The organism is Flavobacterium sp. ALD4, assembly GCF_002836475.1.
Lineage (GTDB): Bacteria > Bacteroidota > Bacteroidia > Flavobacteriales > Flavobacteriaceae > Flavobacterium.
In genome coordinates this window covers 611,322-628,664 of the sequence record NZ_PJBJ01000030.1, presented here as the reverse complement: position 1 = coordinate 628,664, position 17,343 = coordinate 611,322, and the positions used below count along the sequence as shown (strand labels likewise).

12 protein-coding genes are annotated in these 17,343 nt (G+C 35.6%); 4 read left to right on the top strand and 8 right to left on the bottom strand.

Annotated features, from left to right (window positions below; translation table 11 throughout):
* Both rsmI and CXF59_RS11405 read right to left on the bottom strand, forming a co-directional pair.
* Nucleotides 1-714: a 16S rRNA (cytidine(1402)-2'-O)-methyltransferase gene (rsmI, locus tag CXF59_RS11410; RefSeq protein ID WP_101137895.1), complete on the bottom strand. Its 714-nt coding sequence runs from the start codon at nt 712-714 to the stop codon at nt 1-3.
* A gap of 102 nt (nt 715-816) precedes the next feature.
* A complete protein-coding gene (locus tag CXF59_RS11405) occupies nt 817-2,004 on the bottom strand; it encodes a hypothetical protein (RefSeq protein WP_101137894.1) in 1,188 nt (395 codons plus the stop codon).
* Nucleotides 2,005-2,244: 240 nt separating this feature from the next.
* Here CXF59_RS11405 and CXF59_RS11400 point away from each other — a divergent pair, with 240 nt between their 5' ends.
* Complete coding sequence (locus CXF59_RS11400) at nt 2,245-2,838, top strand: thymidine kinase (protein ID WP_101137893.1); 594 nt, start codon at nt 2,245-2,247, stop codon at nt 2,836-2,838.
* A gap of 169 nt (nt 2,839-3,007) precedes the next feature.
* Here the strand turns inward: CXF59_RS11400 and rpoN are convergent, their stop codons facing one another.
* The 3 genes from rpoN to asnS form a co-directional block, all read right to left on the bottom strand.
* Nucleotides 3,008-4,474, bottom strand: coding sequence for an RNA polymerase factor sigma-54 (gene rpoN / locus CXF59_RS11395; RefSeq protein ID WP_101137892.1), 1,467 nt, complete (start codon nt 4,472-4,474; stop codon nt 3,008-3,010).
* 282 nt (nt 4,475-4,756) lie between these two features.
* Nucleotides 4,757-4,945, bottom strand: a complete 189-nt coding sequence (locus tag CXF59_RS15780; protein WP_369828578.1) for a GxxExxY protein — start codon at nt 4,943-4,945, stop codon at nt 4,757-4,759.
* A 209-nt stretch (nt 4,946-5,154) separates the two neighbouring features.
* Complete coding sequence (asnS, locus tag CXF59_RS11385) at nt 5,155-6,591, bottom strand: asparagine--tRNA ligase (protein WP_101137891.1); 1,437 nt, start codon at nt 6,589-6,591, stop codon at nt 5,155-5,157.
* An 822-nt stretch (nt 6,592-7,413) separates the two neighbouring features.
* Between asnS and CXF59_RS11375 the strand changes: the two genes are divergently transcribed.
* The gene (locus CXF59_RS11375; RefSeq protein ID WP_101137889.1) at nt 7,414-8,190 is read left to right on the top strand and encodes a TlpA disulfide reductase family protein; all 777 of its coding nucleotides are present in this window, start codon (nt 7,414-7,416) and stop codon (nt 8,188-8,190) included.
* 149 nt (nt 8,191-8,339) lie between these two features.
* Here the strand turns inward: CXF59_RS11375 and CXF59_RS11370 are convergent, their stop codons facing one another.
* Nucleotides 8,340-9,170 carry a mechanosensitive ion channel family protein gene (locus CXF59_RS11370; RefSeq protein WP_101137888.1) on the bottom strand — a complete coding sequence of 277 codons (831 nt, stop codon included), beginning with the start codon at nt 9,168-9,170 and terminating at the stop codon, nt 8,340-8,342.
* A gap of 358 nt (nt 9,171-9,528) precedes the next feature.
* Complete coding sequence (locus tag CXF59_RS11365) at nt 9,529-11,940, bottom strand: RND family transporter (RefSeq protein ID WP_101137887.1); 2,412 nt, start codon at nt 11,938-11,940, stop codon at nt 9,529-9,531.
* Between the two features lie 203 nt (nt 11,941-12,143).
* Between CXF59_RS11365 and CXF59_RS11360 the strand changes: the two genes are divergently transcribed.
* Nucleotides 12,144-14,420, top strand: coding sequence for a cation:proton antiporter (locus tag CXF59_RS11360; RefSeq protein WP_101137886.1), 2,277 nt, complete (start codon nt 12,144-12,146; stop codon nt 14,418-14,420).
* 3 nt (nt 14,421-14,423) lie between these two features.
* Nucleotides 14,424-14,753 (top strand): multidrug efflux SMR transporter, encoded by a 330-nt coding sequence (locus CXF59_RS11355; protein ID WP_101137885.1) that lies wholly within the window; start codon nt 14,424-14,426, stop codon nt 14,751-14,753.
* Here the strand turns inward: CXF59_RS11355 and CXF59_RS11350 are convergent.
* The gene (locus CXF59_RS11350; RefSeq protein ID WP_101137884.1) at nt 14,750-17,248 is read right to left on the bottom strand and encodes a DUF5686 family protein; all 2,499 of its coding nucleotides are present in this window, start codon (nt 17,246-17,248) and stop codon (nt 14,750-14,752) included. The genes CXF59_RS11355 and CXF59_RS11350 overlap by 4 nt on opposite strands.
* Between the last annotated feature and the right edge of the window lie 95 nt (nt 17,249-17,343).

Genomic DNA, 17,343 nt, shown 5'->3' with positions numbered 1-17,343 from the left:
TTATTCGTCTTTCTGGAATTTACTTTTCTTCACTTCTTTAACGATTGGTTTTCCGCCTACTACCACAACAATTTCGCCTCTTGGTGCTGTTTTTTCAAAATGGGCTAGAACTTCTTGTACTGTTCCTCTAACATTTTCTTCGTGTAGTTTAGATAATTCTCTTGAAACGCAGATCTGTCGGTCTTCGCCAAAATAAGTAATAAATTCTGTTAGTGTTTTTAGTAATTTATGAGGAGAAACATATAATATCATGGTACGCGTTTCTTCGGCTAAAGCCAAATAACGGGTTTGTTTTCCTTTTTTATCAGGCAAAAAACCTTCGAAAACAAATTTATCGTTTGGCAGTCCGCTGTTGACTAATGCGGGGACAAAAGCGGTGGCGCCCGGCAGGCATTCCACGGTTATGCCGTTCTCTACACAAGCACGAGTCAACAAGAACCCTGGGTCTGAAATCGCAGGTGTTCCTGCATCGGATATCAGTGCAATGTTTTCACCAGCTTTTAATCGGGAGATTAAATTCTCGATTGTTTTATGCTCATTGTGCATGTGATGACTGTACATGTGCGTACCAATCTCAAAATGCTTTAAGAGTTTTCCGCTGGTGCGGGTGTCTTCGGCAAGAATCAAGTCGACCTCTTTTAGAATCCGGACGGCTCTAAAGGTCATGTCCTCAAGATTGCCTATTGGCGTGGGAACTATATATAATTTTGACATACGCGGTTATGCGGGAATTTTATTAGTATTAGATGCTAGTGATATAAGAGCGGCGCTGTCTATAAAGGGAACGGGTCTTATTTTCAGTATTTAGAAACTTATTTAAAGGAATTTTTTCTCGATGATATCCATGAATCGTTCGGCATAATCATCTTTTCCTTCCCAATTGTTATAGTCTGGTTTTACCATTTCTTCAATGAAGTTTCGTGTTTCATAGAAATTGTCAAAAGTGATTAATTGATTCAATACACGGTTGTAATCTTCGTTGCTATTTCCAAAGAGGTGTTTTACAAATGCAATTCTGTCATTGAGATCAATGTCGATTCCTTTCGAAAATTTGTCATTCAGTGAAACCGTTTTTAATTCGGTAGTTTTTTCGATCGCGATAGCTGGAGGTGTTTTTTTGTTTTCTGTTTTTTCTATAGCTTCAAACACTGTTTCCGGCGGTAACGCTTCTATTTCATCGACCTTTACAAAATCAGGTTCGCTATAATGGCCTCCAAGTAAATCTTCAAAAGAGATTTGCATGGTTTGTGCGTGCTTTGGGGTTTCAACTTCAGTGAGTTCAAAAGTAGCCTTAAATTCAGGTGCTAGCTCTTCTTCGGTTGCTTCGATGTCGTCTAGTGGCTTTTCTGTTATATCTGCTGCAAAATCGCCTAAATCATTTACGTCTTCGGCAGTACCTTCTTGTTCCTCTTCTTTATGTACTTCTTTGCTCGCTATTTTTTCTTGAGCTTCTTCACTATCTTTTTCTTCCCATGTTTCCGCGGTGTCAATTTCAGTACTCGAGTCTTCTTCTTCGATTGCTTCGATGTCCTCTAGTGGCTGTTCTGCTATATCAGCCGCAAAATCGCCTAATAGATCTACTTCTTCTGCAGTAAGTTCATCTTCTTCAGTACCGCTTTTCTCATCGATTGGTTCTTCCGTTTCCGTCGCGATTGGTTGATGTATGTATACTTCTTCAGCAGGGACTTCTTCTATAGGTGCAAATTGTACGATTGTATCTTCTAAAGGTACCTTTTCTACAGGAACGAATCCAGTCATTTCAATCATCGTTTCAAGAGGTAGATCGCTACTTTTGTCGTAAAATGCTTCGATTTCTTTTTCAATTTCGGCATGGGTTAATGTAGGCCTGATAGTGCCATAATGCTCATTAACGAATCGTAAAACCGACAGTTTTTCATATAGTTTTTGGGTTTCCAAAAACAATTGATTGACGTCAGACTTGTTCTTAAGTTGTAATATTCTGTGAGCAATGCTGACTAAATCGGCTTCCAATCTTTTTTTCATGACTTTTGAATTATTGTATATATGGCGTATGTGTTTATGCTAATCTATAATTTTTATCCTACTTAAGGAATAAGGTTCTTTTGCATTGAACATTTAATTTTTAATTAAGCGTTCACAAATCATCGAATTGATAAAAATTTTCTACTTTTGAGACTACGTAAAAGTATAAAATCTTAAGGCGGTTTATTACATTACAAAGTAATAAAAACTATTCATTTTTTAAGTTAGAAAAATACAAAAATGTTTCTCGAAAATACAGTAAATCATAAAGAACAATTTGGTTGGATCGAAGTTATTTGCGGTTCGATGTTTTCGGGTAAAACCGAAGAACTGATTCGACGTCTGAAAAGAGCGCAATTCGCCAAACAAAAGGTGGAAATATTTAAACCCGCCATTGATACCAGGTATCATGATGAAATGGTGGTATCTCATAATGCTAATGAAATTCGTTCTACGCCGGTGCCTGCCGCTGCCAATATCGCGATTTTAGCACAAGGCTGTGATGTTGTCGGTATTGATGAAGCACAATTTTTTGACGATGAAATCGTACGGGTATGTAATGATTTGGCTAACCAGGGAATCCGTGTCATTGTTGCAGGATTAGACATGGACTTTAAAGGAAACCCTTTTGGCCCCATGCCGGCTCTAATGGCTACTGCTGAATACGTAACCAAAGTTCATGCAGTATGCACACGAACCGGGAATTTGGCGAATTATAGTTTTCGCAAAACGGACAATGAGAAATTGGTGATGCTCGGGGAAACAGAAGAATACGAGCCGCTGAGCCGCGCTGCATATTATCACGCAATGAGGAAGGATCAGGAGGGAAAATAAAAACCCTCTTCGTTCACGACGGTTCGGGACTTACCGAATTAGAGGGAGGCTAATCGAAAATATAGTAAATAATAAACCCTTTCAAAATCGAAATTTTGAAAGGGTTTATTATTTATAGACATGCTTAATGTATCTAAAATCGTTAATCAAAAATATAAGATCAACAATCTTATATCTTCTTCCTCATTCTAGCAACAGGAATATCCAGTTGTTCTCTATATTTAGCAATAGTTCTTCTCGCAATAGGGTAGCCTTTTTCTTTTAACAATTCCGCCAGTTGATCGTCAGGCAATGGTTTTTTCTTGTCTTCTTCCTCAATGATATTCTGAAGTATTTTTTTAATTTCCAAAGTTGAAACATCTTCTCCCTGATCATTTTTCATGGCCTCTGAGAAGAATTCTTTAATCAGTTTGGTTCCATAAGGAGTTTCAACATACTTGCTGTTTGCTACGCGGGAGATTGTGGAAATATCAAGACCTACTAAATCAGCAATGTCTTTCAGTATCATCGGTTTCAACTTAGTTTCGTCGCCATCTAGGAAATATTCTTCCTGATAATGCATAATGGCGTTCATCGTTACAAAAAGTGTTTCCTGACGCTGTCTAATGGCGTCGATGAACCATTTTGCCGAGTCCAGTTTTTGTTTGATAAACTGAACGGCATCTTTCTGTGTGCCTGATTTGTCCTTGGATTCTTTATAGGTCTGCATCATTTCCTGATAATCTTTAGAAACATGCAGAGAAGGGGCATTTCTCCCGTTTAAAGTCAATTCTAGCTCGCCATCAACTATTCTAATGGCAAAATCGGGAACTACATTCTCCGTGATTTTATTGTTTCCGGTAAAGGCGCCGCCTGGTTTCGGGTTGAGTCTTTCTATTTCGTGAATCGCTTTCTTTAACTGCTCATTCGAAATGTTGTATTTCTGGATTAACTTATCGTAATGTTTTTTCGTGAAAGCGTCAAACTGATTTTCGATAATATCGGTAGCCAGTTCCACGTATTCCGTAGGGGTTTTATGTTTCAATTGCAACAACAAACATTCTTGTAAATCTCGAGCGCCTACTCCTGAAGGTTCTAATTCATGGATTACGTTCAGCATTCTTTCCACAGTAGCTTCGTCAGTGTAAAGTCCTTGTGTAAATGCCATGTCATCTACAATATCAGGGACACTACGACGGATATAACCCATGTCGTCGATGCTACCTACCAAAAATTCAGCAATATCCCGTTCGTCATCATTCAGGATAAACGTATTCAACTGATTGATTAGATCCTGATGAAAACTAACGGGTGCTGCCAATGGAGATTCACGCTCCTCATCGTCATCACTGTAATTGTTCGTTTGGGTTTTATAATCAGGCGTGTCATCGCTGCTTAGATACTCGTCAATATTAATGTCTTCTGCTTCAACTCTATCGGATTCAGAATCATCATAGTCATCATAATCTTCGTTTTCAAACTCATCTTTTTCGTACTCGTCTTCCTCTTTACCTGCTTCCAAAGCGGGATTTTCATTCATTTCCTCCAACAAACGTTGTTCGAATGCTTGCGTAGGCAATTGAATTAACTTCATCAGCTGAATTTGCTGAGGAGATAATTTCTGAGATAACTTTAAATTTAGAAATTGCTTTAGCATAGTTAAGACACGAATTTATTTTTAGCCACTAAGACGCAAAAGCGCAAAGTTTGGTATTATTTATTTTGTTAGAAAACCGTGTTTTTTGCCAGTAAGGCTCAAAGTTTTTTAATAGTTCTTTTTTGTGTTTATAAACCTTCGGATACCACTCTTTATTAATGGAACATTAAAATTAATCAAAAATTCCAAATCTTTATTTAACAATTTCAAATGGCTTATGATTTGGGTATCTCAAACAGGATTTCCCAGTTCTACTACTTTTACTTGAGTATTAATACAATTTTAAACTAATAAATCCAGTCGTAAACCTTTGCTAAATTCAATGCCATCGTAAACAATAGGAATGTCGATTTGTCTTTTTACATCAAGACTCGCTTTACTTGTTTCATGCGCCAAATAAACTTCGTAAACTCTTTCCAATAAAACTGGTCCAAGCTCTTTATGAACTTTGAAAGCCGAATTAACAACTATTCTAGCAATATGGTCGGTTCTCTCTGTAATTATGGTTTAATTACCGCTGAGAAGCAAAGACGCCAAGTTATAAATTACTTTTATTAATATAATATCTTTAACTTTTTGTTACCGTTTTTGCTTCTTAGTGGCAAAATATTTTAAAAAGATTAGAGCCTTTATGGCAAAAAACCATTAACTCTTCTTAGTGAAAAATTTCGTGGTAAAAATTAAAACTCCGCATTTAAAGGTGTTCTTGGAAAAGGAATCACGTCGCGGATGTTTGTCATACCAGTAACAAATAACACTAGTCTTTCAAATCCGAGTCCGAAACCTGAATGAACTGCTGAACCGAATCGTCGTGTATCTAAATACCACCATAATTCTTCTTCGTCAATTCCTAGAGCTTTCATCTTTTCTACCAAAACATCAAAACGCTCTTCTCTTTGGGAACCTCCCACGATTTCTCCAATTCCAGGGAAAAGGATGTCCATGGCACGAACTGTTTTTCCGTCCTCATTCAAACGCATGTAAAATGCTTTTATATTGGCAGGGTAGTCAAACAAGATTACTGGGCATTTAAAATGTTTCTCCACTAAATAACGTTCGTGTTCTGATTGTAAGTCAGCACCCCATTCTTTAATGATATAGTTGAATTTTTTCTTTTTGTTTGGTGTACAATCTCTTAAGATGTCAATTGCTTCGGTATAAGAAACCCGTTTGAAATTGTTTTCAAGCACAAAGTTTAATTTTTCCAATAATGGCATTTCGCTTCTTTCCGCTTGTGGTTTTGATTTTTCTTCGTCTAATAAACGAGTTTCAAGAAATTTCAAATCGTCTGGACATTTGTCCAATGTATATTTAATCACATACTGAATAAAATCTTCAGCAAGATCCATGTTGTCATTCAAATCATTGAACGCCACTTCAGGTTCGATCATCCAGAATTCGGCCAAATGGCGTGATGTATTCGAGTTTTCTGCTCTAAATGTAGGTCCGAAAGTATATATCTGTCCTAAAGCCATCGCAAAAGTCTCTCCTTCTAATTGTCCAGAAACTGTTAAGTTGGTTTCTTTTCCAAAGAAATCTTCTTTATAATTTACTTTTCCGTCTTCGGTTCTTGGCGTTCCGTCAAATGGTAAAGCCGTAACTTTAAACATTTCACCAGCACCTTCAGCGTCAGATCCTGTGATAATAGGTGTGTTTACATAAACAAATCCTTTTTCCTGGAAATAACTGTGAACGGCAAATGACAAAACCGAACGCACGCGCATAATGGCGCCAAACATATTCGTACGGACTCTTAAATGCGCATTTTCACGCAAGTAATCTAAACTTGGTTTGTTCTTTGGTTGTATCGGGAACTTTTCTGCATCTGAATCTCCTAGGATCTCTAGTTTCGCAACTTGAATCTCAAATTGTTGTCCGGCACCTTTACTTTCCACTAAGGTTCCGGTTACAGAAATAGCAGCGCCGGTAGTAATTCTTTTTAAAGTTTCATCAGGAGTGTTCTCAAAATCGACAACACATTGTATATTGTTGATGGTTGACCCATCATTTAAAGCGATAAATTGATTGTTTCTAAAAGTTCGCACCCATCCTTTTGCATTTACTTCGTGAAGCGTCGCGGTACTGTTTAGTAAGTCTTTAACTTTTGTATGTCTCATTTTAATTTTAGATTTTTAACTACACCATTTATGATATCAAAGCGTATCGAAGAATAGTACATGCAAATGTAATTGATTTGTTTTAATTGTCATTACAGGGATGTGTCAATATGGAACTTTTTCTTGCTCCTGAAGCTTTGGGACGCTATATCTTTTACGTTTTAATCTTAAATGTGTTCACATTGTAAGAAATAAAGTAAAAGGATGTCTTGCGAAGCGTCGGGACTATCTGGGTTATGAAAGAGTGGAATTAAGGATTTTTAAGAATGATTTTAAAAAGCGCAACAATTCCTCAAATCGAAGTGCTTGTAGATTTACTTCTTTTTATAAAGCTACTAAAATTATAGTAGACTCCGTATCCTACAAGTATAGGTGAGATTATTAAGGAAATGGTTAAACCGAGATAGGAAACTATAACTACAAGTAAATAAATTATTGAAATATGTTTGAGCGCTAAGTAATCCTTTTTTACAATAAAGACTATTCCAATTGGTAGACTAGATGCCACGAAAAAAAATACGTAGATAATTAAAATATATAATTCAAAAAATTTATTGATAATAAAATAATCATAGAATAGTGGTAGTATAACTCCAAATAAAAATACCGTAAATGCAATTCCCAAAAGTAAAAAATGAAAATTCTTTTTTAAGTTCTTAGTATTCATATTTACGTAATTTATTGAAGTAAAACAGGTTACTCATGGATGTGAGGTTTCTTCCTTACTAAAATTAGTAATTTTACCAGACAATTTAATCATAATAATGCTAATTTTTTTGTTTGTAACAAAAAACCCTTAATTTAGGAGCTTATTTATTTGTGATGAAAAAAATATTTTCGGTCCTCCCTTTTTTAGTGTTATTTATAGTATGTTCATGTCAAAACAAATTAGGAAACCCAGAAGTAAATCCAGTTGAAATTCAAAAAAAGTTTATCGATTGGTGGACATATCAATATAATGAGATTATGCTTTCCAGAGATTTTGTAGCATTAGATTCTAATTCGAAAGAAATTACTAAAGAGGCTTTTCTGAAAATGTTAAGTGAAGGAAATTATATTCCGATTCGCTTAGAATCAGACGAAGCGCTTTTTTATTATAAACTTTTTAAGATTGAGTCGACTTCAGATACAAGTATTAAAGCTGTAATTGCCGAAACGGCTTTCAATGAGATTCAAAATCTTAAAAAAGAAGGCACACCATTTCCTGAATTTTCATCAAAAGATTTAAACGGTAATTTGATCACAAATGAAAGTATGAAGGGGAAAATTGTGGTAGTAAAATGCTGGTACATTCATTGTGCGGCGTGCATTGAGGAATTCTCTAAAGTTAATAATCTAGTTAGCAATTACAAAAATAGAAAAGACATCGTTTTTATAAGTTTAGCCGAAGATACTCCAGAACAATTAAAGCCGTTTTTAGCTAAAAAACCGCTTTCCTATTCCGTTGTTCCTAATATGAAAACCTATATGAATTTGACCTTGCAGCTCAACGCATTTCCCACGCATTTTATCATTAATAAAGACGGATCTATAGCTAAAGTTTTGTCAGATTATAAAAGTCTGGAAGTAGCTTTGTATAAAGTTAGCGAAAAAAATTAGTTTCAAGTACTGGAGTTTTGAGATAACAGAAGCTAGGCACTTGTTTTTTTATTTTAAAAAAAAATAGCTTCCATTTTTTACAAACGGGAAGCTATTTTATAAAAATGTAAAAAGATACCACAGATTTAAAATTGCGCTATTGTTTTTTCCTATTTATTATTTTGAACATGAACATCCATTTGCGGGAAAGGGATATTGAGTTTGTAATCTCCAAAACGGGTATACACTTTCTCATTCATATCATAAAATACGCCCCAGTAATCTTCACCGTCAACCCATACCTTTACAGCAAAATTAACAGAACTATCAGCAAGTTCAGAAAGACCAATAAAGGGTGAGGGATCCTTTAAAATACGACCGTCCTCAGCAATAAAATCATTAATTGCTTTTTTTAAATTCTCAACATCATCTCCATACGCTATTCCAATTGTCCAATCAACTCTTCTTAGAGTTTCAGCGGAAAAATTGGTAAGTGCACCCGTAGAGAGCGGGCCATTAGGGATTATTACTAATTTCTTATCTGGTGTGTTCAACAGGGTAGAAAAAATGCTAATTTCCTTTACGGTTCCCGTATAGCCTTGCGCTTCAATAAAATCTCCTATTTTAAAGGGTTTTAATATTAAAATAACTACTCCACCTGCAAAATTCTGAAGCGTTCCGGATAGTGCCAGTCCAACGGCTAAACCAGCGGCACCAATGATAGCTACAAATGATGTCATTTCGATACCTATCATTCCCATCACGGTAATAGCTACTAAAATTTTCAATATTATGTTTGTGATGCTTCTTACAAATGGCACGAGGGACTGATCGATTTTTGATTTTTCTAATGATTTTCCAACCCCTTTAGTAATTAAATTGGTAACCCATAAACCAATAAATAGTACTAATATACCGCCGATTAATTTAGGTGCGTATTCAAAACCGAAATCCGTTATCTTTTCAAGGTAGTTGTTTACAACTGTCGCCTGTAGTTCCATTTCTTTTGTTTTTTTGTTTTTCTACTCATTAGGCTTTTCGAATTCGCCCCGTTTTATTTGTGGTCACTGGACTCCACTTCTAGATTATCATCACCTCGTTGGAAGTATTGCAATTTGTCCGATCTGTTTTTCAAACTGGTGGTTCACGTGATTGGATGTATCGACTTTCTGGTCGAACGTAGTCCAATCTCCTTATTGTGATAGATCTTCTCCACTTGAATTAGCATTATTTTCAAATATACCCATTTTAAAAAGGAACGCATAATAAACAGGAATTCCGGTATAAAAAAAGCTTCCCGTCTGAAAAGAGGGAAGCTTTTTGAGTTTTATAAGGTATGCTTTTAAAAAAGCGTACCAGTTATTTATCTGAATTTTCAGTCTCTTTGTCAGGCTTGTTCAAAATATCAATTTTGGGTTCGATAAATTCCTGTTTGTTGGCTAACGACTTGTTTAGGGTTAATACCAAACAAGGCAATAACATCAAGTTGGAGAGCATTCCAAATGCCAATGTAATGGCGATTAATCCACCAAGGGCAACGGTTCCTCCAAATTCGGAAAGCATAAATACGGAAAAGCCTGAAAATAAAACTACCGAGGTATAGAACATGCTGAGGCCGGATTCTCTTATAGTGGCAAAAACGGAACGTTTGATTTTCCAGTTATTTCGAGTTAATTCTTGGCGGTATTGTGCCAAGAAATGTATAGTATCATCGACTGAAAGCCCGAAAGCAATACTAAATACCAATATTGTAGACGGTTTTAGCGGAATTCCAAAATAACCCATTAATCCGGCGGTAATCATTAGCGGCAACAAGTTAGGAATTAAGGATACGACCACCATTTTGAAGGAGCGGAACATGAAAACCATCAACAAAGAAATCAGAAAGACCGCAAATAACAGGGACATCAGTAAATTGTCGAGTAAGTATTTCGTTCCTTTTTCAAAAACCAATGCTTTTCCGGTCATTACCACCTTGTAGCGATCAGACGGGAATATTTTATTGATTTTGGTCCAAAGCGTATTTTCAATTGTCGCCATGTTGCCGGTTCCGATATCCCTCATGAAAGTCGTGATGCGAGCGACCTGACCGGTGCTGTCCACATAACTTTTCATGATATTGTTTTGGGTGCTTTTAGTTGCGTTTTTAGCGTAGCCTAAAATGAAACTTTGCTCCTGGGACGTAGGCAGGGAATAATATTCAGGATTACCGTTGTAGTACGCCTGCTTAGAATATTTAACTAAATTAAGAATGGAGATTGGTTTTGAAAGTTCAGGTACTTCTTCAATCGTTTTTTGAAGTTCATCCATCTTTCTCAAGGTAGAGAGCTTCATAACCCCTTTTTTTCTTTTAGTATCAATTGTAATTTCCAATGGCATAATTCCATCAAATTCTTTTTCGAAAAAAAGAATATCTTGGTAAAAGCCAGTGTTTTGCGGCATGTCTTCAATTAAACTTCCTGACGTTTTAATTTTTAAAGCACCAATGGTACTGATTAGAAATAAAAATACAGCTACAAGATAGACATGTCGTCTATTGTATTTTACCATTTTTTCGATCCAAGCCATAAACACTTTCGTGTAATTGCGGCTCAAATGTCTCAGGTGTTTTTCTTGTGGAACCGGTTGATAACTGTAATAAATAGGGATGATGATAAGGCATAAAAAGAATAGAGCAACAATACTTAATGAAGATATGATACCAAACTCTTTCAATAACTCACTATTGGTAATGATAAAAGTCGCAAAACCGGCAGCTGTGGTTAAGTTCGTCATCAAGGTAGCGGTTCCTACCTTTGTAATTACGCGCTGCAATGCACGTGCTTTATTTCCATGAGCAATATATTCCTGTTGGTATTTATTGGTCAGAAAAATACAATTGGGAATTCCGATCACAATAACCAGTGTAGGGACTATAGCGGTAAGTACGGTGATTTGATAATTGAATAACCCAAGAAGCCCAAAGGTCCACATCACTCCTATAATTACAATCAAAATGGCTATTAATGTAGCTCTAAAGGAACGGAAAAAGAAAAAGAATATCAACGAAGTCAGCAATAGTGAAACTCCAATGAATAAACTAATTTCATTCATGATGCTCATGGCATTGAGCGTCCTGATGTAAGGCATCCCTGAAACACGTAAATCAATGCCAGTCTCTTTTTCAAAAGCTTCAATTTTCGGGATAAAGTCATTTACGATATAGTCTTTACGTTGCGCCGTGTTTACAATTTCTTTATCTAAATAAATGGCTGACCGGATGGTTCCGTTTTTTTTGTTGAAAAGTAAGCCTTCATAAAAAGGCATATTTAAAAACAGATCTTTTTTGATAGTGTCAAGGTAGGCTTTGCTGACCGTTTTGCTTTGGTCAACAAACGGTACTAATTCAAAAGTTTTGAGGGAATCGTTTTTTTGCAATTTTTTCAAATCACTTATTGAAACGATTAGATCTACTTCTTTTTGAGCCTTTATTTCGCTCATCAATTTATTCCAGGCAGCAAATGCTTTCGGCGTAAAAAAAGCATCGTTTTTCACACCTACAACAATTAAATTTCCTTCTTCTCCAAATTTGTCTAAAAAGGCGTTGTATTCTTTATTGACGATGTGGTTGTCCGGCAGTAGATTAGCTTCCGTAAAAGAAAACTGTATGTTTTTCCATTGTAGTGCCAAAAAAATCGTTATCAGAACGATAATACCAAGGATAACGACTCTGTTTTTAAGTACGATACGGGCAATAAATTCCCAAAACCCTACTTTTAATTTCTTTTTCATAAGTGTGCTAAAAATGGCTGCAAATGTAGTGAATACCAACACAAAAGACACGATTTTTGCAAATCTTTTTATCTGTTTTAGAGTTGTTTTTCAGCTATTTTGTAGTTTTTTAATTTCACTTAAAAATTAATTTTAGCCTTGTAAAACGTATTATAGAATTTTACATCTTTGTGTGATTTATAAAATTAATATACCACGGTACGATGGATTTAAAAAAATATAAAAACACCTTGTTTTATTTCACTGTAACGGGTGGTTTCACGGTATTAATCTATTGGATAATTACAAAGGGAAAACTGCTTGAAGGAAGAAAGAATTTGATGGTTTCAGAAACGGGAAATGGTTCGTGGAATGACTTTATATCTTCCATGAAACATAATTTTGATGACCCTTTGGCAATACTTTTGGCACAAATTGTTATGATTATCCTTGTGGCCCGCCTTTTTGGTTGGGTTTTCAAGAAGATTGGACAGCCAACAGTTATAGGTGAAATTATAGCGGGAATTGTTTTGGGTCCCTCGTTATTGGGTATGTATTTCCCTGGTTTTTCTGCGGCTTTGTTTCCTGTTGAATCCTTGGGAAATTTAAAGTTTCTTAGCCAGATAGGGCTCATTCTTTTCATGTTTGTTATCGGTATGGAGCTTGATATTAAAGTGCTTAAAAACAAAGCCAGTGAAGCAGTTGTAATAAGTCATGCCAGTATAGTCATTCCTTTTGCGTTGGGTATTGGTTTGTCTTATTTTGTATTTAACAGGTTTGCACCTGAAGGCGTTCAGTTTCTTTCTTTCAGTTTGTTTATGGGAATTGCCATGAGTATAACCGCCTTTCCGGTTTTGGCAAGGATCGTTCAGGAAAGGGAAATTCATAAAACGAAGCTTGGCGCTATAGTAATTACTTGTGCGGCAGCTGATGATATTACGGCCTGGTGTCTCTTGGCTGTGGTAATCGCAATAGTAAAAGCGGGAGATTTTATTAGTTCGCTATATGTTATTTCGCTTGCCGCAATTTATGTTCTGGCAATGATTTTTATTGTTAAGCCGTTTTTGAAAAGAATAGGTGATTTGTATGGTTCTAAAGACAGTATAGGAAAACCGGTTTTAGCTATTTTCTTTCTTTTTCTGATTCTGTCCTCATATGCTACAGAAGTAATTGGTATTCATGCCCTTTTTGGAGCTTTTATGATGGGATCCATTATGCCTGACGTTACTAAATTCCGAATGATATTTATTGATAAAGTAGAAGATGTCGCGGTAATTCTTTTATTGCCCTTGTTCTTTGTGTTCACAGGACTGAAAACTGAAATTGGACTTATAAATGATTCGTATTTATGGAAAGTTACTGGAGCAATTATCATGGTTGCTGTGGTGGGTAAGTTCCTAGGAAGTGCTCTGGCAGCAAAATTTGTGGGACAAAACTGGAAAGACAGCTTAACTATTGGTGCATTAATGAACACCAGAGGGTTAATGGAGTTGATTGTTCTAAATATAGGGTTAGAGCTTAAGGTTTTAACTCCCGAAGTATTTACAATGATGGTTATAATGGCGCTGGTTACCACTTTTATGACAGGACCCGCTTTAGACTTAATTAATTATCTATTTAAAGACAAGAGCGTGCCTGATGCCGAAGAAATATCGAGTCAAAACAATTACAGAATACTATTTTCATTTGGAAACTACGAGAAAGGAAAATCACTATTGCGTTTAGCGAATAGCCTGACCAAAAAACAAAAAAGTAGCTCTATGGTTACAGCGATGCATCTCTCCCTTAGTAATGAACTGCATACATTAAATATGGAAGAGAAAGAAAAGGACAGTTTCTTAGCTATTTTTGAAGAATCAGGGTTGTTGAATATAGAAATTGACACTATTTTTAAAGCAACAATTGATATCGAATCTGAGATTGCAGATATAGCAAATCAAGGAGATTATGACTTGTTGCTTGTAGGTTTAGGGAAATCTATTTTTGAAGGAACTATTCTTGGTAAGGTAATAGGGTTTACGACTAGAATTATTAACCCAGACCGATTAATTGACAAATTTACTGGTAAAGAAGGTTTGTTTGAAAACTCTCCTTTTGACGAAAGAACTCGACAAATTGTTGCTAAAACAAAAATGCCTTTGGGGATTTTGATCGATAAGGAATTTCAAGATATTGATCATGTGTTCATTCCGATTTTCAAATCAGATGATTCTTTTTTAATTGATTATGCCCAAAAATTAATTTACAATAACAATTCAAAGATTACCATTTTGGATGTAAACGGACATGTGAAGAATAACTTTGTTATTCTAAGTGCAGTGACTTCTTTAGAACAAATACATCCTGATAATTTATCGATAATTACAGATAAGGTAGTAAGTTTGCCTTTTCTGGAAAAGCAGGATTTAATGCTTATTAGCCTTGAAAGCTGGAAGTCAGTACTTGACTCAGATAGCGATTGGTTGATTGGTGTTCCTTCTGTTTTAATAATTAAGCCGTAATTTATGAATTGGATTTTATTAATCATTGGTGGGTTATTCGAAGTAGGTTTTGCTTCCTGTTTAGGTAAAGCCAATGAAACAAAAGGTGTTGTATCTACTTATTGGATGTTGGGTTTTTTAGTTTGCCTAAGTATAAGCATGCTTTTACTCTATAAGGCAACGCAGGAATTGCCTATTGGTACTTCGTATGCTGTTTGGACAGGTACAGGAGCGGTAGGTGCCGTTTTGGTCGGTATTCTTGTATTTAAGGAGCCTGCTACTTTTCGGAGAATCTTCTTTTTGACGACTTTAATAGCCTCTATTATTGGATTGAAGTTTGTCTCCAGTTACTAGAGCCCAAGGTTAAGGACGTAACTCAGTTTCACTGCAATGTTGTCTTCAAATTGAGACAATTGATTTGGCCCATAACGGTAAAAAGCGGTAAGACCCAATCCTTTAAAAATTTGATTGAGTTCTATTCCAGATTCAAAATAACCTTCATTTAGTGTTTTGTAATCTAATCCCACATGCTGCTCTGGTTTTTGCAAATTCCCCCACGCCATTCTGGATACTAAAACTAAGGAAGGTTTGACTTTTTTGAGAATAGTGACCCTGTTGAAGCCATGTTTAAATTGGAAATAGACGAATTCAGTCGAGAAAAATTCGTTGAAGAACATCGTTTCAAAACTGTTTTTTCCTGCAAAGGTGATTCTTTGAATAATGCTTTCTTTCGTAATGTTATTTGGAGAGGTGTTGTATAAATGGGTTAATGGAATGTCACCTATGGCATAACCTGCTTCAAAAAGTAAATTTGTTTTTTGACCATTTAAATAGTTTTTCTCAAATTCCGTTTTAAAATCAATTTTACTGAATTCAAAATCATTATCCAATACTTTTGGTAGGGATTGCGTAAACTGAAAAGTGAATTTTGGATACCCTTTTTCCACTTCAACTCTGCCGTTTGGAGTTTGCATATAATCACTGAAAGGATTCCATTGCAGGGAAACCATAGCCGTTGTCATGATGTAATTAGAGTATAATTTATTGTTTAAATTATAGACATAATTGAATTTGGGCTCAATTTCGGAGCGATTGAGCGTCCAAATACTTTCTGTCTTAGGAATGATTTGGGTTTTCAAAGAGGCTTTCCAACTCACATAGTTATAAAAGGTACTAATGTTTATAGGTCTTGGGTCGTAAAGCTTAAAGGGTCTTTTTTCGATAGTATATAAGGTGCTAGCTATCTCTCTAACATCGTCCGTATAGGATACGCCGATCCACGAATCAGAAAGTTTACCCACACGTGTTGATAGCCCTGCATTATATTTGAAATTCCCGTCTTTTGTTCCGTAAGCGGTATAGCCTTCGATTCTGAAATTTTTTAAAAACTGGTCGTTCGTAATACCTCCAAAACCCAATCGAAACCCTTCGTAGTTATTGTAACTTATAATTTTCCTTAAGTCCATATCAAAAAAGCCCAAAGGTAAAAACCCGTTGATGATTTTTCTGCCGAAACGAATTCGGCTTGCAATTCTTCTTTTAATGGCGATACTATCCAACGCTAAATAGGTCTTTTGGCTCCGAATGTCCAAACTGTCTTTCCGGTAGGAATCCCAAAAACGTTCTGACTTATTAATGGCATCTTCTTTTATTTCGACAGAAATATAGTTTTGCTTTATTTTGATAGGGGTGTTATATTGGATATCGAAATTATCTGTTTTAGACAACAGATAAGTAATATCCGAGGGTGTTTTTTTTCTAGTCTGGAAATCTTTTTCAACGTCACCGTCAAACTGAACCGTTCCCCCAAGAATTTTTATATCATCGTCATTTTTCCCTTTTACGATTTTAAAAGTTTTGCGGATGGGAAACCAAATTTCTTCTTGAGGAATATATTCAAACTCATGAATACCGCTGATATCAAGAACCCCTTTTATTCGCATAATAGCCTTTGAAACGGCAAAATTATTTTGGTCTATACACAGTACGCCTTCCAGTCCTGAGGCCTTACTTTTCTTTTTATTTTTAAAATAAATCATGTAAGACATTCTACCATTTATAGCGATGGTGTCGAGTAATTTATAATTATAATCTGTCGGGGCATCATTGGCAATTGGACTGTTGTACTTTGTTTCAAAAAGTTCATAGCTGGAATCATAGACTGAAAAAGATTGTAGGTTGAAAGCTAAAATCTCATAAACAGGTTGTTTAAAACCGGCCATCTTTGTTCCTAAAATAGTTTCTTTTAACTTCTGGTTTCCAAATTGATATTGCGAGACTTTCTCTGTTTGAAATAAATGTTGCTTGTTTATGATCTCTTTAAACTTATAAGCGGAGGAATCGATTTTAGAGAATGTCTTACCAATGGATTTTTCAATAAACACCGAGTCAATAGCTCCTTTTATCGAGTCCGGATTAGCAGAAACAATTAGTTTGTTATAGGACTTGAATTCGAAAGTTTTTAGTTTTATTTGGGGATTGTTTTTGTTTTTATTTTCAATCACCTTATTTATAATAGCTAAAGCAGGTTTTTTATTTGAAATATAAACTTCCTTTAAGTCATCCCTTTTAGGCAGGAGGAGAACGGTGTAATAATTTTGTCCTTTTACTATGGGAACCGTAGTTTTAAAATATCCGACGTAGGAAACCTCAAAGGAGGGGATGCTGTTTTTTGAGGAAAGACTAAATTTCCCGTCTACATCTGAAATTGTAGTGGCGCCATCAATAGAAGTGATTGTAGCAAAAGCAAGCGGCTTGTTTGCGGTTGATTCTTTTACAATTCCGTTTACCTGAAATTGGGCTTGAATTGATAAAGTAAAAAAGAAAAACAATATACAAAAATGCTTCATAAATAAGGTTTATTACAAAACGGCTACAATCATATTATGGTATGAGTGAAACAAGAATAAGAAAATCCGTCTCGCTATTTAAACGGGACGGATTA

What these genes read in the sequence shown, in the direction of transcription:
- CXF59_RS11360 (WP_101137886.1), top strand. Translation starts at nt 12,144, where the DNA reads ATGGATTTAAAAAAATATAAAAACACCTTGTTTTATTTCACTGTAACG.
- CXF59_RS11370 (WP_101137888.1), bottom strand. Translation starts at nt 9,170, where the DNA reads ATGGAACTACAGGCGACAGTTGTAAACAACTACCTTGAAAAGATAACG.
- asnS (WP_101137891.1), bottom strand. Translation starts at nt 6,591, where the DNA reads ATGAGACATACAAAAGTTAAAGACTTACTAAACAGTACCGCGACGCTT.
- CXF59_RS11400 (WP_101137893.1), top strand. Translation starts at nt 2,245, where the DNA reads ATGTTTCTCGAAAATACAGTAAATCATAAAGAACAATTTGGTTGGATC.
- CXF59_RS11405 (WP_101137894.1), bottom strand. Translation starts at nt 2,004, where the DNA reads ATGAAAAAAAGATTGGAAGCCGATTTAGTCAGCATTGCTCACAGAATA.
- CXF59_RS11355 (WP_101137885.1), top strand. Translation starts at nt 14,424, where the DNA reads ATGAATTGGATTTTATTAATCATTGGTGGGTTATTCGAAGTAGGTTTT.
- rsmI (WP_101137895.1), bottom strand. Translation starts at nt 714, where the DNA reads ATGTCAAAATTATATATAGTTCCCACGCCAATAGGCAATCTTGAGGAC.
- rpoN (WP_101137892.1), bottom strand. Translation starts at nt 4,474, where the DNA reads ATGCTAAAGCAATTTCTAAATTTAAAGTTATCTCAGAAATTATCTCCT.
- CXF59_RS11350 (WP_101137884.1), bottom strand. Translation starts at nt 17,248, where the DNA reads ATGAAGCATTTTTGTATATTGTTTTTCTTTTTTACTTTATCAATTCAA.
- CXF59_RS11365 (WP_101137887.1), bottom strand. Translation starts at nt 11,940, where the DNA reads ATGAAAAAGAAATTAAAAGTAGGGTTTTGGGAATTTATTGCCCGTATC.
- CXF59_RS11375 (WP_101137889.1), top strand. Translation starts at nt 7,414, where the DNA reads ATGAAAAAAATATTTTCGGTCCTCCCTTTTTTAGTGTTATTTATAGTA.